Origin of the sequence: Streptomyces sp. NPDC057010 (assembly GCF_042673805.1) — a bacterium.
GTDB lineage: Bacteria > Actinomycetota > Actinomycetes > Streptomycetales > Streptomycetaceae > Streptomyces.
The window spans coordinates 1848-16437 of record NZ_JBHUSC010000055.1; the positions used below are offsets into that span (position 1 = coordinate 1848).

Consider the following 14590-nt stretch of genomic DNA (forward strand, 5'->3'; position numbering starts at 1 on the left):
TCTCCCAGCCCCCCCCCCAGGCGCCCCACCCCCCCCCCGCCGCGCGGGCCGGGCCCCGCCGGCCCGGCCCCCCGCCGCGCACCAACCCCCGCGCCGCCGCCTCCGCCCCGGCGGGCGGTTGTCCGTCGCGCCACCGGAAGGGGTGAAGAGTCGTAACTTTCCCGTACGGTTCGCGTTCGAGCACGCTAAGAAGGGGTTACGCGAACACCTCCTGCCGCCGCGTGCGGCGCTCGGCGGCCAGCGCCGGGTCCGGCACCGGTACGGCGGCCAGCAGCTGCCGGGTGTACGGGTGGGCCGGGCGGTCGTAGACCTCGTCGACCGGGCCCTCCTCCACGATCTCCCCGCCGCGCATGACGGCGACGCGGTCGCTGACCTGCCGGACCACCGCCAGGTCGTGCGCGATGAAGACCAGCGCGATGCCGAGCTCCCGCTGGAGCTCCGCCAGCAGCGCGGTGACCTGCGCCTGCGTGGTGACGTCCAGGGCGGACACCGGCTCGTCGCAGACGATGAGCCGGGGCCGGGGCGCGAGCGCCCGGGCGATGCCGACCCGCTGGCGCTGGCCGCCGCTGAACTCGTGCGGGTAGCGGTCGTAGTGCCCGGGCTCCAGTCCGACGCGGAGCAGCAGCTCCCCGACCCGGGCCCGGACGGCGGCCTCGTCCCGCTCTCCGGCGGCGCGCAGCGGGTCGGCGATGGACTCGCCGATGGAGCGCCGCGGATTGAGGGAGGAGACGGGGTCCTGGAACACCATCTGCGCCCCCGGCCCGACCCCGGCCACCTCGACACCGTCGTACCGCACCTGCCCGGCCGTCGGCTCCAGCAGCCCGACGAGCATCCGCCCGAGCGTGCTCTTGCCGCTCCCGCTCTCCCCGACGATCCCGAGCGTCTCCCCGGCCCGCACGGCCACCGACACCCCGCCCACGGCGACCACCCGCCGCTTCCCCCGCCCGAACTCCCGCCGCAGCCCGAACCCTTCGACGACGGGCATCCCATCCGCCCCCGCCGGCGTTTGAGGCGCGGGTCCGGGCAGAGCCCGGGCAACCCGCGGCCCGTCCAGCCTCGGCACCGCCGCCAGCAGGGCCTTGGTATAGAGGTCGGCCGGGGCGGACAGGACCCGGGACACCGGCCCCCGCTCGACGGCGGAGCCACCCCTCATCACCAGCACCGTGTCCACGCTCCCCGCCGCCACCCCCACGTCATGGGTGACCAGCACCAGCCCCAGCCCCCGCTCCTCCCGCAGCCCGTGCAGCAGGTCCAGGATCTGCGCCTGGACGGTGACGTCGAGCGCGGTGGTCGGCTCGTCGGCGATCAGCAGCCGCGGCTCGCACGCCAAAGCCATCGCGATCAGGGCCCGTTGCCGCATGCCGCCGCTGAACTCGTGCGGCCGCGCCCGCGAGCGCCGTGCCGCGTCCGGGATCCCCACCCGGTCCAGTACCTCGACGGCCCGGGCCCGCGCGGCCCGCCGTGAGGTGTCCGCGTGGATCCGGTGGACCTCGGCGATCTGGTCGCCGATGGCGTAGTAGGGGTCCAGGGAGCTCAGCGGGTCCTGGAAGACCATCGCGGCGGTCCCGCCGCGCAGCCGCCGCAGCTCCGCCCCCGAGGCGGCGGCCACGTCGGTGCCGCCCACCCGGACGGTTCCGCCGAGGCGCGCGCCCGTGCCGCGGTGCAGCCCGAGCAGCGCCGCCGCGACCGTGGACTTGCCGCTCCCGGACTCTCCGACGATACCCAGCGCGCGGCCCGCCTCCAGGGTGAAGGAGACCCCGTCCACGGCCCGTACGTGCTCCCCCGGCGCGCCGACCGGGAACTCGACGGTGAGGTCGGTGACCTCCACCAGCAACTCCGTCATACGAGGGCCACCCTTCGGTCCGCCACGGCGTAGAGCACGTCGGCGATCGCGCCCGCGAGGACCACGGCCGCCCCGATGGACAGGACGATGCCCACCACGACCGGCAGGTCCACGATCTTCACGCCGTCCATCAGCGTCTTGCCGAGCCCGGGTATCCCGAACAGCGACTCCGTCAGCACCGCGCCGCCGATCATCGTGCCGAAGTCCACGGCGCTGAGTGCGATCACGGGGGCGACCGCCCCGCGCACCGCGTGCCGGGTGACGACGGCCCGCTCCCCCACCCCGTAGGCGCGGAAGGTGCGGATGTGGTCCTCGGCGAGCGTCTCCAGGGTGGAACTCCGCGTGAGTCTGGCGTACTTGGCGCTCTCGAAGAGGCCGAGCGTCACCCACGGCAGCAGCAGGTTCCAGGCCCACTGCTCGGGGTCCTCGCCCAGCGGCACGTAGGTCGGGAACGGCAGCCATTGCAGGTACGCGCAGACCGCCATGAGCAGCAGCAGTCCGAGGATGAAGACGGGCGTGCCGGTCCCGGCGAGGGTGAGGACGGTCAGTGCCCGTTCGGTGATCCCGCCGCGCCGCAGCGCGGAGAGCAGCCCGGTGCCGACCCCGACGACCAGCCAGATCACCAGTGCGCCGAGCGCGAGCGACAGGGTGGCGGGCAGCCGGTCCAGGATCAGCGCGGTGACCTGCTGGTCGTTGCGGTACGAGAAGCCGAGGCAGGGCGCGTCGCAGTGCAGGACGAGTCCGGCGCCGCCGGACTGGTCACGGCCCAGCAGCAGTCCCTGGAGGAAGTGCAGGTACTGCATGACCAGGGGTTCGTTCAGCCCGATCCGCTCCCGTACCTGGGCGATCTGCTGCGGGTTGCAGCGTTCTCCGCAGGCGAGGCGGGCGGGGTCGCCGGGGGCGACGTAGAAGAGGGCGTAGACGACGACGGACAGGGTGAGCAGCACGAGCAGCGCCCCGCCGAGCCGTTTGAGCACGAAGCGGGTCACGCCGTGCGCTCCTTTCCGGTGCCGACCCGCAGGCGCGAGCCTTCGCGCGGGTCGAGGGCCGTGCGGACCGCGTCGCCGAGCACGGTGAAGGCGAGCACGGTGACGAAGAGCAGCCCGGCGGGCAGCAGGACGTAGGCGGGGTCGGCGCGGAACCAGGTCTGGGCGCTGGACAGCATCTGCCCCCAGGAGGGGGTGGGCGGTTTCACGCCGACGCCGAGGAAGGACAGTGAGGCCTCGGCCACCATGGCGGTGGGCACCTTGATCGCGGCGAAGGTGATGACGGGTGCGGCCAGGGAGGGCAGCAGTTCGCGGCGGGCGATCCGCAGCGTCCCGTTGCCGGACAGCCGGGCGGCGTCCACGAAGTCCAGGTCGCGCAGGGCGAGGGTCTGGGCGCGCACCATCCGGGCGATGCCGCCCCAGTCGAGCAGCCCGATGATCAGGATCAGCAGCAGCGGGCGGGGGAACCCGGGCGGGACGACGGCGGTGAGGGCGATCCCCAGCACCAGCATGGGCAGCGCGATCATCACGTCGGTCAACCGGCCGATGACCTGGCCCACGAAGCGGTTGCCGAGCGCCGCCGCGAGTCCGGCACCCACCCCGACCAGGACCTGCACGGCGGTGGCGCCGAGTGCGACGAGCAGGGAGATCCGCGCCCCGTACGCGAGCCGGGTGAACAGGTCGCGGCCGCTGCCGGGTTCGACGCCGAGCCAGTGGTCGGCGGAGATCCCGCCGAAGGAGCCGAAGGGGACGCCGCCGCGTGCCGAGTCCACGAGCTCGTCGTGGTACGCGTTCGGGTCCTGGCCGGTGAGCTGGGCGAGCAGCGGCGCCGCGAGGGCGAGGAGGACGAGCAGCGCCAGGACCCCGGCCGCGATGACGGCCGAGGGGCGGCGGCGCAGGCGCCGCCAGACCTGGCGCGCGGCGCCCGCGCCCGGGGTGGGGATCCCGGGCGCGGCCACCGACTGCTGGGCGATGAGGGTCACTTGACCGCGACCTGCGAGATGTCGAGGACGCCGGTCCAGTCACTGATCACGACGTTCTTGACGTCCTTGCCGACGAGCCGCTTGTAGACCGGGTGGAAGAGCGGCACGTCGAGGGCCTGCTCGCCGATCTTCTTGTCGAGGGCGCCCCAGCGCTTGGCGGCGGCCGCGGTGTCGGTCAGCTTGGCGATCTCGTCGATCTCGGCGTTCACGGCCGGGTCGTTGAGCTGTGCGTGGTTGTAGTTGGAGCCGTTGGTGACGATCTGCCGGCCGTCGAAGATCGGCGCGAGGAAGGGGCCGCCGGAGGGCCAGTCGGCGCCCCACCGGGAGAGGAAGAACCCGGGGGTGTTCTTGGCGTCCCAGCGCCGCTCGTTGAAGGCGTTGCCCTCCAGGCCCTCCAGCTTGACGGTGATCCCGGCGGCGGCGAGGGCCTGCTGCACGGCGGTGGCGACCTCGGGGCTGGTCTGCCGGTTCTGCACGTTGGAGTGGGTCAGGGTGATGGTGAGGCCGTCGGGGTAGCCGGCCTCCTTCAGCACCTCCTTGGCCTTGGCCGGGTCACCGGTCTTGCCCGCCGGGAAGTGGTCGTAGGCCAGGTGGCCGAAGGCCTCGTGCTCGGGCAGGAAGGTGGTGGCGGGCTCGGCCAGCGCGGAACCGCCCGCCGCGTTGATCACGCTGGTGCGGTTGATGGCGTAGGAGATCGCCTGGCGGACCTTCGGGTTGTCGAAGGGGGCCACCTTGGGGTTGAACGCCAGGTAGTTGATGTAGCCGAAGTGGCCGGTGCCGACGCGGGAGGAAAGCTCCTTGTTGTCGCCGATCTGGGCGAGTTCGGAGGGCCCGAGGTTGGTGTCGGTGGTGATGGCGGCCGCGTCGGGCCCGGAGCTGGTGGTGAGGCGCTGGTTGATGACCGCGGCGTCGAGGCCGGCGCGGACGTCGATGGTGTCCGGGTAGGCCTTGCGTTCCTCGTCGGTCTTCGGGTCCCAGTGCTCGTTGCGCTCCAGGGTGAGGTGCTCGCCGTCGTTCTCGTTCTTGACGACCTTGTACGGGCCGGAGGAGATCGGGTGCTCCTCGTACTTGACGCCGGTGTCCTTGGCCTTGGGGACGGGCGCGAACTGCGTCTGCGTGGCGACGAAGGGGAAATCGCCCTCGGGCTTGCGCAGTTTGAAGACGATCGTCTTCGTGTCGGGCACGACGATGGAGTCGAGCCCCTTGCCGCCGTCCTTGTACGGGCCCTCGTACGTGTCCCCGCCGGCCAGCCAGTCCCGCAGGTAGGGGGCGCCGCCCGACAGTTCGGCGGCGAAGGACCGCTCGATGCCGTACTTGATGTCGGCGGTGGTGATCGGGGAGCCGTCCTCGTACTTCAGACCGTCCTTGAGGGTGTACGTCCACTCGGTGGCGTCGGCGTTGGGCTTGCCGGTGTCGGTGGCGAGGTCGGGCACGACCTTGGTGCCGGCGGCGCCGGCCTCGCGGTTGCGGGTGGTGAGCGTACGGAAGACCAGCGAGGGGACGTTTCCGCCCCCGGAGGTGTAGAGCCGGGCGGGGTCGAAGTCCTCCTGCGACTCGGAGTTGAGGACGGTGAGGGTGCCGCCCTTCTGCGGCGCGCCGCCGGCGGCGCCGGCCTTGTCACCGGCACCCGCCTTGTCCGCGCCGTCCTTGGGCCCGCAGGCCGCGGCGCCCCCGGCCAGGACGAGGCTGACGGCGACGGCGGCGACGCGCCGCGATATGTGGGACTGACGGGGCATCGGAAAAGGACCTCTCGGCGTGAAGGAAAGAAGGAAAGGCCACGCGAGGGGCAGCGGTCGGCGCTCGGAGCCATGGGGGAGGAGCCGAACGGAGGAAGCCGCGCCTGCGGGCATGCGTACACCCGGGCGCGGCGGAGGAAGTCGGGAAGGGTCGCGGCGCTTGCGGGCGGGCGTCAGCGACAGAAGATGTCGGCCACGCTGTGCGCGGTCACACCAAGCAGCGCCAGCTCAATGGCGGCGCTCGCGGTCATGGTGTGGTGGTGCGACATGCGGAGAACCATTCCCGATGATCGGACAGATTGTCAACGCCGCTCCAGGACGTCCGTCAACTCCCGGGAAACACCCACGGGTTGGGCTTGCACTGGATTCCGTCGATGTCGAGGGACTTGGTCTGCTGCTGCATGATCGGGGCGAGCGCGCCGGGTGTGCGGCAGCTGACGTGGCCGTGTCCGAGGCGGTGGCCGACCTCGTGGTTGATGAGCATCTGGCGGTAGGCGAACATCTGCTCCGGGCCGTAGGTGGCCGAGCCCTGGGCCCAGCGGAACGCGTTGATCATCACGCGGTCGGTGGACGCGGAGTCGCAGGAGACGTTGTCGATGGTGGTGTCGAGCCCGGACTTGGCGCACCAGGCCCCGGTGGTCCCGGGGCTGGCCAGGGTGATGACGAAGTCGGCCTCGCCGCCCGGCACCCGCTCGAAGGTCTTCGTCCCGCCGTGGCCCCAGCTGCGGTCGTCGTTGAGGGTGCGGTGGACGGCCTCCGCGAAGAGCTGCGGGTCCAGGCCGAGGCCCTGTTCGACGTCGACCCGGTAGCGCACGAGCTTGCCCTTGCCGGGGGCCTTGGCCACGCCGGGCACGGTGTCGAAGGTGCCGGGACCGGTGAGCTTCTCGTCGATCGGCAGCTGCTGGGCCATCTTCTGCTCGTACGTCAGCTCCTGCGCGGGAGCGGACGCCGATGCCGCCGGCGCCGGGGCTGAGGCCGCAGGCGTCGGCGTGCCGTCGGGGCGGGGCGCGGCCGCGGCCCTGCCGTCGCCCTTGGCGGCGAGCGTGCCCTGCTGGGCGCCGTCCCCGTCGGTGGCCACGTGGACGGCGACGACGACGGCGAGGACGGTGGTGACGGCCGCGGCGGCCATGCCGGTGTAGGTGCGGACCTTCGGGCCGCGCCCCGAACCGGGCCGCTGCGCCGCGGGCGGTGCGGCATCGGCGGGCTTGCGCGGCCCGGGCACGCGCCGGTGCGAGCCGGTGGAGGTGACGGCGTCAGGCGCGGGCGCGGGCGGGTCCAGGGTGATCCGCGGGAAGCCCACCGCGGGGGTGCCGAAGGCGGGGGTGTCGCTGTCCAGGACGGCGGCGGCCGGGGGCGCGCTCCGCGCGCGCGGAACCCCGCGCCAGTCCCCGTACACGGCGGCGGGGGCGGGCGGGTCGTGGGACACGTACCCCTGGTGGGTGACGGTGGGTTCCGGCCACGCCTGGACGCGCGGCGCCCGGTACGGCTCGTACGGCTCGTACGGCTCGTAGAGCGCGTACGGCTCGTACGGGAGGGGGTCGGGCTCCGCCGGCGCGGGCGCCGGGGCAGGAGCGGGGGCCTTGCGACTATGTCGTCCCACGGTCCTCAGCCTCTGCCGTCGTCGGTATCCCGGAGCAGCTCCCGGAAGGCCGCGGCCACCACCTCGGGGTACTCCATCATCGCCACGTGCCCGGCCTCGGGCAGGGTCAGCAGCCGCGAACCCCGGAAGGCCGCGGCGGCCTTGCGCGCCATACGGTACGAGACGAGCTGGTCCCTGCCACCGTAGACGAGCAGCGTCGGGGCGAGCACACGCTGTGCCTGGCGCCACAGTCCGTGCTGCCCGCCCAGGGTGTAGGCGTCGACGATGCCGCGCGAGGAACGGGTCATGACGTCCCAGAAGTACGGCAGGGCCATCCGCCGCTCCATCTCCTCCACGGCGTGGCCGAAGCCCTCCGCCGTCACCCGGGAGGGGTCTCCGTAACAGAGGTCCGTCACCCCCCTGGTGCGCTGTTCGGCGCTCAGGCCGCGCGTCAGCCGGCCGAAGAGCGCCGCCACGCCCGGTACGGCGAGCAGCGCCGTCGGCACGGCCGACTTCTGCACGCGCAGCTCGGGCAGGGCGGGCGAGACCAGCGTCAGGGTGCGGACGAGATCGGGGCGGACGGCCGCGACGCGCGTCGACACGGCCCCGCCGAGCGAGTTCCCGAACAGGTGGACCGGGCCGCGCCCGGCGGCGTCGAGGTGCCGGATGACGGCGCGGGCGAAGGCGGTGACGGAGTAGTTCCGGTCGGCGGGCGGCGGGGACCAGCCGAAGCCGGGCAGGTCGACGGCCTCGCCGTCGACGGTGTCCGCGAGCACCGCCATCAGCTCGGACCAGTTCTGCGAGGAACCGCCGAGTCCGTGGACGAACAGCGCGGGCGGCAGGCCGGTGCGGGCCGGCCGGCGTGCCCGGACGGCGAGTTCCAGGCCGGGCAGCGAGGCGGTGCGCAGCTGCTCCCCTTCGGCCACCCGGACGGCTCCCACCAGGGCGGACGCTTCGGCGGTGGACCGTACACCCGGCAGCTCGGTCGAAGACATGCGGGCAATGTTACGAGACGATCACGCCGGTCTTCTTGTGTTCGCGGTCACAGATGCATACGGATCCATATAGCGGGGTATCCGCGATCCTCCTAGGCTCATAGGTGAAGAAGGAAGCGAGGGGAGTGGTATGACTGTCGACCCTGCGGAGCCGGACACCTTCCGGGAACCGTTTCCCGAGACCATCGACCCAGAGGCGCCGGAGGCGGACCTGGCGGAGCAGCAGACCGAGGTGGGGCCGTCGGAGGACGACGACCGGATCACCGGTGTGGAGCGCGGCGAGGCCAATGACGGTGACGCGGCGGAGCAGGCGCGGGTGGTACCGCTGGACGAGGACGACTACCGCTGACCAGCGCCTCCGACCGGTCCGTACCGCGAGAAAACTCGGCTTGAACCCTACAGATTCGGTTACCGAAAAGTACGATGGCGGCGCGGCGCAGAGCGCACTGTGTTCTTAGAGAAAGTGGGAGGCGGCGTGACAGCCATCGAGCAGACCGAGGCAGCGCGTCCGCGGGGCACGCGACTGCCGCGCCGAGCCCGACGCAACCAGCTGCTGGGCGCGGCCCAGGAGGTTTTCGTCGCGCAGGGGTACCACGCGGCGGCGATGGACGACATCGCCGAGCGTGCCGGAGTGAGCAAGCCGGTGCTGTACCAGCACTTCCCCGGCAAGCTCGACCTCTACCTGGCGCTGCTGGACCAGCACTGCGAGTCGCTGCTGCTGGCCGTGCGGACCGCGCTCGCGTCGACGACCGACAACAAGCTGCGCGTGGCCGCGACGATGGACGCGTACTTCGCGTACGTGGAGGACGAGGGCGGCGCCTTCCGGCTGGTCTTCGAGTCCGACCTGACGAACGAGCCCGCGGTGCGCGAGCGCGTCGACCGCGTCTCGCTCCAGTGCGCGGAGGCCATCTCGGACGTCATCGCGGAGGACACCGGCCTGTCCAAGGACGAGTCGATGCTCCTGGCCGTGGGCCTGGGCGGCGTCTCGCAGGTCGTGGCGCGCTACTGGCTGTCCAGCGAGAGCCCGGTGGCCCGGGACACGGCCGTCGGCCTGCTGACCTCGCTGGCCTGGCGCGGTATCGCCGGCTTCCCGCTGCACGGCAGCGAGGGCTGACGGCCGCCCGGCCGCTGTTCGCTGCCAGCGTGTCCGCTCCGCGCGGTTCACGTCCCCTCTCCGGGCTAATGTGGACCGCGTACGGCGCGGCTGATCGCGCGAACCGGATCGTCGGAGGGACAAAGCCGTGGAGGTCAAGATCGGCGTGCAGCACGCACCCCGGGAGATCGTGCTGGAAAGCGACCTGAGCGCGGAGGAGCTGGAGAGCATCGTCGCCGCCGCTCTGTCCGGTACGGCGCCGCTGCTGAGCCTCACCGACAACAAGGGCCGCAAGGTCCTGGTGCCGTCCGACCGCCTGTCCTACGTGGACCTGGGCGAGCCGAGCGCGCGCAAGGTCGGTTTCGGCGCGCTCTGACGCGGTGGCACCGAGGTGCCGAGAACTGCGAGAAACGGCCTGGTGGTTCCATCCACCAGGCCGTTTCCCTTTCTTCCGCTTCGGGTAGGACGGCAGTGACCCGCTTTGCCCTGACGTATGGGAGGGACCCCCATGCTGCTGATGGAAGCGCTCGGCTCCGCTCTGCTGGGCCTCGCCCTTTCCGCGACGGCCGCGCGAGTGCTCGCACGCAGGCTGCCCTCGGTGAGAGTGGTGCTGGTCAGCGGGGTGCTGGGGGCGCTGTTCGGGGCGTATCTGATGCACTTCGCGCTCGGTCCCGGGCACAACACGCTCACCGCGACCCTCCTCGGCGCCGTGCTGGTGTCGGCGGTCGTCGTGTCGCTGCTGCTCCGGCCGGCCTCCGGGCCTCGCAGGCCCTCCCACAGGACTCCGTTTTCGGTCCCGTCCCGGGGCTGATCCGTAGGCGTACGGTACGGAAACGGCCCCCGAGCGCGTGATCGCGCTGCGGGGGCCGCCGTGTGTCCGCGGTTCGCGTCAGGCCGCGAGGCCGAGGGCCGCCATGCGCTTGGTGTGCGCCTTGGTGATGCGGGTGAACATCTCGCCGACGGCCGCCAGGTCGAAGCCCGCCGCCATCCCGTCCACGCCGCCGACCAGCATGGTGGAGAGCGCGTCGCGCTCGGCGACCACGCGCTGGGCCTGCGAGAGGGCCTCGCCCATCAGCCGGCGCGCCCACAGCGCGAGCCGGCCGCCGACGCGCGGGTCGGCCTCGATCGCGGCGCGCACCTTCTCGACGGCGAAGTTGCCGTGGCCGGTGTCGTCGAGCACCTTGAGGACGAGCGCGCGGGTGTCGGTGTCGAGGTGGCTGGCGACCTCGCGGTAGAAGTCACTGGCGATCGAGTCGCCGACGTACGCCTTGACCAGGCCCTCCAGCCAGTCCGACGGCGCGGTCTGGCGGTGGAAGTCGTCGACGCCCTTGGCGAAGGGCTCCATGGCTGCGGTGGGCTCGGCTTCGATCGCGGCGAGCCGGTCGCGCAGCTGCGCGAAGTGGTGGAATTCGGCGGAGGCCATGGCGGCGAGCTCGGCCTTGTCGTCGAGGGTGGGCGCGAGCTTCGCGTCCTCGGCGAGGCGCTCGAAAGCCGCGAGCTCTCCGTACGCGAGCGCGCCGAGGAGGTCCACGACGGCGGCCCGGTACTGCGGCGAGGCGGAGGCCGTCGCCCAGTCCTGGGCGGCGATGCCCGCGGTTTCGGCGGGGGTGCTGTCGTCGGCGGGCGAGGCGTTTTCATCGGTCGACATGCACCGCACAATAGCCCGCTCCATAGGGGCCCGAGGCACCCAGCCATGTCGCTGTCAGTCCACCTAAACCCCCGCGGACGGTGAATTCGCCCGACACACCTGCGCGATTCCGGGGTACAGTGGTAATGCGCCTGCCGAATACTCGGCGGGCCATCCGAATGAGGATGCCCGGTCGGTGGCCCGATCGGCTCCAACCGACCGCCCTCGGCGTGGTGCGTACGTTCATGCGTACCGCCTCTTACGAGGGGCCCCCTCAGCGGCAGATGCGCCTGAGCGAAGGCTAGTGGTCCCGCGCAGCTTCGTACGTAGCAGTACTGCAAGCACGGCACGGTACGACCCCCCTCGCCGCCTCGCGCCGCGTCTCACAGAAGAGGCAGCACCCTGACTACGTTCCGAGACCTCGGGATCTTTCCCGAGACGGCCGAGGCCCTTGAGGCCGTCGGCATCGTGTCCCCCTTCCCGATCCAGGAGATGACCCTTCCCGTCGCCCTTTCCGGCACGGACGTCATCGGCCAGGCCAAGACCGGAACCGGCAAGACGCTCGGTTTCGGCCTTCCCCTGCTGGAGCGGGTCGTCGTCCCCGCGGACGTCGAGGCCGGCCGGGCCAAGCCCGAGCAGCTGACCGACTCCCCGCAGGCCCTCGTGGTGGTTCCGACCCGCGAGCTGTGCACCCAGGTCACCAACGACCTGCTGACCGCCGGCAAGGTCCGCAACGTCCGCGTTCTCGCCATATACGGCGGCCGCGCGTACGAGCCCCAGGTAGAGGCGCTCAAGAAGGGCGTCGACGTGATCGTCGGCACCCCGGGCCGCCTGCTCGACCTGGCCGGGCAGAAGAAGCTCGACCTCTCCCGCGTCAAGGCGCTCGTCCTGGACGAGGCCGACGAGATGCTCGACCTGGGCTTCCTGCCCGACGTCGAGAAGATCATCAACTACCTGCCGCCGAAGCGCCAGACCATGCTGTTCTCGGCGACCATGCCGGGCGCGGTCATCGGCCTGGCCCGCCGGTACATGACGCAGCCCACGCACATCCGCGCCGTCTCCGAGGACGGCGAGGGCGCGACCGTCGCCAACATCGCGCAGCACGTGTTCCGCGCGCACAACATGGACAAGCCGGAGCTCGTCTCCCGCATCCTGCAGGCCGAGGGTCGCGGCCTGGCCATGATCTTCTGCCGTACCAAGCGCACGGCGGCCGACATCGCCGAGCAGCTGGAGAAGCGCGGCTTCGCCTCGGGCGCCGTCCACGGCGACCTGGGCCAGGGCGCCCGCGAGCAGGCGCTGCGCGCGTTCCGCAACGGCAAGGTCGACGTGCTGGTGTGCACCGACGTCGCCGCGCGCGGTATCGATGTCGAGGGTGTCACCCACGTCATCAACTACCAGACGCCGGAGGACGAGAAGACCTTCCTGCACCGCGTGGGCCGCACCGGCCGCGCGGGCAACAAGGGCACCGCCGTCACCCTGGTCGACTGGGACGACATCCCGCGCTGGCAGCTGATCAACAAGGCGCTGGAGCTGGACTTCCACGACCCGGTGGAGACGTACTCCACCTCCCCGCACCTGTTCGAGCAGCTGAACATCCCGGCCGGGACCAAGGGCATCCTGCCGCGCGCCGAGCGCACGCGGGCCGGCCTGAAGGCCGAGGAGCTCGAGGACCTGGGCGAGACCGGCGGCCGTGGTGGCCGCGGCGGGCGCGGCCCGGCCGCCGCCGCCGTGGTGACCGAGGAGCGTCCGGCCCGTACGCGGACCCCGCGCCAGCGTCGCCGTACCCGTGGCGGTGCCGAGGTGGGCGCCGAGACCGTGGCCGTGGCCCCGGTGGCGGAGGCTCCCGAGGCCCCCGCGGCCCCGGCCGCCGACGAGCCGCGCAGGCCGCGCCGCCGCCGCACCCGGGTGGGCGCGGTGCCGGCTCAGGCCGTCGAGGCCGCTCCGGTGGTCGAGGCCGTTGCGGTCGCGGTGGCCCCGGTCGCCGTGGCCCCGGTCGCCGAGGCCCCCGCCGCGGAGGCTCCGGTCAAGGCGCGTCGCACGCGGACCCGCAAGGCCGCCCCGGCCGCTCCCGAGCCGGACTTCCAGATGGCGCCGCCGGTGGAGCCCGTCCGGGCCCCCCGCCGGCCGGTCCGCAGGGTCGAGACGGCTCCCGAGCCCGACTTCCAGATGGCGCCGCCGGTCGAGCCCGTCCGGGCCCGGCGCACCCGCAAGGCTGCTCCGGCCGCCGCGGTGACCCCGGTCGCCGAGGCCGCGCCGGTTGCCGAGGAGGCGCCCGCCAAGCCGAAGCGCACCCGTACGCGCAAGGTCGCGGAGGCGGCTCCGGCCGTCGCCGAGGCCGTCGCGGTGGCGCAGGAGGCTCCGGCCAAGCCGAAGCGCACCCGCACCCGCAAGGTCGCGGAGGCCGCCCCGGCCGTCGCCGAGGCAGCGGTGGCCGAGGAGGCCCCGGCCAAGCCGAAGCGCACCCGCACCCGCAAGGCCGCGGCCGCGCCGGAGGCGTAAGCACCCGGTCCGATGGCCCCGGTCCCCTTCCGAGGGGGCCGGGGCCATCGGCGTACCGGGGGTGCCTGGGCCGCGTTCCGGGCGGGGCCGTGCGCGCCCGTACGGGCCGGTAACCTCTGGCCCATGAGCAAGCCGCCGCGCCTCACCCTGCCCGCCGCCGCCCGCGCGCACCGCCTCTCGACCGAGCGCGGCGCCTTCGCCGTGCACGAGGCGGGCGAGCCCGTCCGCGGGACCGCCCTGCTGGTGCCCGGCTTCACGGGCAGCAAGGAGGACTTCGTCGCCCTCCTGGAGCCCCTTTCCGCCGCCGGCTACCGGGTGGTCGCCGTCGACGGGCGCGGGCAGTACGAGACGCCCGGGCCGCGCGAGGAGCCGGCGTACGCCCTGGAGGAGCTGGCGCTGGACGTCCTCGCGCAGGCCGCGGCGCTGGGCGGGGGGCCCGTGCACCTCGTCGGCCACTCGCTCGGTGGGCTGATCTCGCGCGCCGCCGTGCTCCGCGATCCCGCTCCCTTCGCCTCCCTGACCCTGCTGAGCAGCGGGCCGGCCGCGATCTCCGAGGAGCAGCAGGCCCGTACGAAGCTGCTGGTCGCCGCGTTGGAGGCGATGCGGGAGGACATGGCCGGCATCTGGACGGCGATGCGGTCCTACGACCCGGAGGACGCCGTCCCGGACTCCCCCGAGCTGGCGGAGTTCCTGCGGGCCCGGTGGCTGGCCACCGTCCCCGAGCAGCTGATCGCCACCGGCCGGGTGCTGATCTCCGAGCCCGACCGGGTGGAGGAGCTGGCGGCGGTCGCGCTGCCGAAGCTGGTGCTGTCCGGGACGGTCGACTACGCCTGGCCGGTCCCGCTGATGGACGACATGGCCCGCCGGCTGGGCGCCGAGCGGGTGGTCGTACCGTCCGCCGAGCACTCCCCCAATGCGGAGAATCCGCAGGTCACGGCGGGTGCGCTGGTCGCGTTCTGGGACTCCGGGGTCCGCTAGTACTTAGCGACTGAAAAAATTTCCTTAGCGTAGGGAATGTTTGCTCCATACACTTCGTTGGAACCAGTGCAAGGAGAACACTGACGAAGGGAGAAGCCCCGTGCGCTTCGAGATTCTGCGCCTGGACGACGTCGACGGCACCGCCGTGGACAGCACCGTCGTGGACGCGGCCTCCGTCAACCGGATCGTGCAGCAGGCGGCCGCCATCGGCCAGCGCATTCTGATCCGACCGGCCGAGAGTGCGTCCTCCTGACGCTTCACACACAACGTC

At 72.7% G+C, this 14590-nt stretch carries 15 protein-coding genes; 7 read left to right on the plus strand and 8 right to left on the minus strand.

Translation table 11 applies throughout. The annotated features are described in order from the left end of the window. Positions 1 to 196 precede the first annotated feature (196 nt). The 7 genes from ACFTXQ_RS30725 to ACFTXQ_RS30755 all read right to left on the minus strand — a co-directional run bounded on the left by ACFTXQ_RS30725 (position 197) and on the right by ACFTXQ_RS30755 (position 8122). Positions 197 to 1843, minus strand: coding sequence for a dipeptide ABC transporter ATP-binding protein (locus tag ACFTXQ_RS30725; RefSeq protein WP_382647007.1), 1647 nt, complete (start codon positions 1841 to 1843; stop codon positions 197 to 199). Next, positions 1840 to 2832 (minus strand): ABC transporter permease, encoded by a 993-nt coding sequence (locus ACFTXQ_RS30730; RefSeq protein ID WP_382647010.1) that lies wholly within the window; start codon positions 2830 to 2832, stop codon positions 1840 to 1842. The genes ACFTXQ_RS30725 and ACFTXQ_RS30730 overlap by 4 nt, the downstream gene beginning before the upstream one ends. Next, entirely contained in the window at positions 2829 to 3803 is a 975-nt protein-coding gene (locus ACFTXQ_RS30735) for an ABC transporter permease (protein WP_382647114.1), read from the minus strand. Before ACFTXQ_RS30735 ends, ACFTXQ_RS30730 begins: the two co-directional genes overlap by 4 nt. 5 nt (positions 3804 to 3808) lie before the next feature. Beyond that, on the minus strand, positions 3809 to 5548 hold the full coding sequence (locus tag ACFTXQ_RS30740) for an ABC transporter substrate-binding protein (RefSeq protein WP_382647013.1): 1740 nt from the start codon (positions 5546 to 5548) through the stop codon (positions 3809 to 3811). A gap of 173 nt (positions 5549 to 5721) precedes the next feature. Beyond that, a complete protein-coding gene (locus tag ACFTXQ_RS30745) occupies positions 5722 to 5817 on the minus strand; it encodes an Ms4533A family Cys-rich leader peptide (protein WP_314243733.1) in 96 nt (31 codons plus the stop codon). 56 nt (positions 5818 to 5873) lie between these two features. Further along, positions 5874 to 7148 (minus strand): DUF3152 domain-containing protein, encoded by a 1275-nt coding sequence (locus ACFTXQ_RS30750; protein ID WP_382647016.1) that lies wholly within the window; start codon positions 7146 to 7148, stop codon positions 5874 to 5876. Positions 7149 to 7153: 5 nt separating this feature from the next. After that, a complete protein-coding gene (locus ACFTXQ_RS30755; protein ID WP_382647019.1) occupies positions 7154 to 8122 on the minus strand; it encodes an alpha/beta fold hydrolase in 969 nt (322 codons plus the stop codon). A gap of 130 nt (positions 8123 to 8252) precedes the next feature. On the opposite strand from ACFTXQ_RS30755, the gene ACFTXQ_RS30760 reads away from it, so the two are divergent. The 4 genes from ACFTXQ_RS30760 (at position 8253) to ACFTXQ_RS30775 (ending at position 10026) form a co-directional block, all read left to right on the plus strand. Next, a complete protein-coding gene (locus ACFTXQ_RS30760; RefSeq protein WP_382647022.1) occupies positions 8253 to 8471 on the plus strand; it encodes a hypothetical protein in 219 nt (72 codons plus the stop codon). A 126-nt stretch (positions 8472 to 8597) separates the two neighbouring features. After that, positions 8598 to 9236: a TetR/AcrR family transcriptional regulator gene (locus tag ACFTXQ_RS30765; RefSeq protein ID WP_382647025.1), complete on the plus strand. Its 639-nt coding sequence runs from the start codon at positions 8598 to 8600 to the stop codon at positions 9234 to 9236. Positions 9237 to 9363: 127 nt separating this feature from the next. Beyond that, entirely contained in the window at positions 9364 to 9591 is a 228-nt protein-coding gene (locus ACFTXQ_RS30770) for a DUF3107 domain-containing protein (protein WP_382647027.1), read from the plus strand. A 132-nt stretch (positions 9592 to 9723) separates the two neighbouring features. Next, the gene (locus tag ACFTXQ_RS30775; protein ID WP_382647030.1) at positions 9724 to 10026 is read left to right on the plus strand and encodes a hypothetical protein; all 303 of its coding nucleotides are present in this window, start codon (positions 9724 to 9726) and stop codon (positions 10024 to 10026) included. A 78-nt stretch (positions 10027 to 10104) separates the two neighbouring features. Here the strand turns inward: ACFTXQ_RS30775 and ACFTXQ_RS30780 are convergent, their stop codons facing one another. Then, on the minus strand, positions 10105 to 10863 hold the full coding sequence (locus ACFTXQ_RS30780; RefSeq protein ID WP_382647033.1) for a ferritin-like fold-containing protein: 759 nt from the start codon (positions 10861 to 10863) through the stop codon (positions 10105 to 10107). A 471-nt stretch (positions 10864 to 11334) separates the two neighbouring features. Between ACFTXQ_RS30780 and ACFTXQ_RS30785 the strand changes: the two genes are divergently transcribed. The 3 genes from ACFTXQ_RS30785 to ACFTXQ_RS30795 all read left to right on the plus strand — a co-directional run bounded on the left by ACFTXQ_RS30785 (position 11335) and on the right by ACFTXQ_RS30795 (position 14572). Continuing rightward, entirely contained in the window at positions 11335 to 13341 is a 2007-nt protein-coding gene (locus ACFTXQ_RS30785) for a DEAD/DEAH box helicase (RefSeq protein WP_382647036.1), read from the plus strand. A 123-nt stretch (positions 13342 to 13464) separates the two neighbouring features. Further along, entirely contained in the window at positions 13465 to 14319 is an 855-nt protein-coding gene (locus ACFTXQ_RS30790) for an alpha/beta fold hydrolase (RefSeq protein ID WP_382647039.1), read from the plus strand. 100 nt (positions 14320 to 14419) lie between these two features. After that, complete coding sequence (locus ACFTXQ_RS30795; RefSeq protein ID WP_007266367.1) at positions 14420 to 14572, plus strand: hypothetical protein; 153 nt, start codon at positions 14420 to 14422, stop codon at positions 14570 to 14572. Positions 14573 to 14590: the final 18 nt, after the last annotated feature.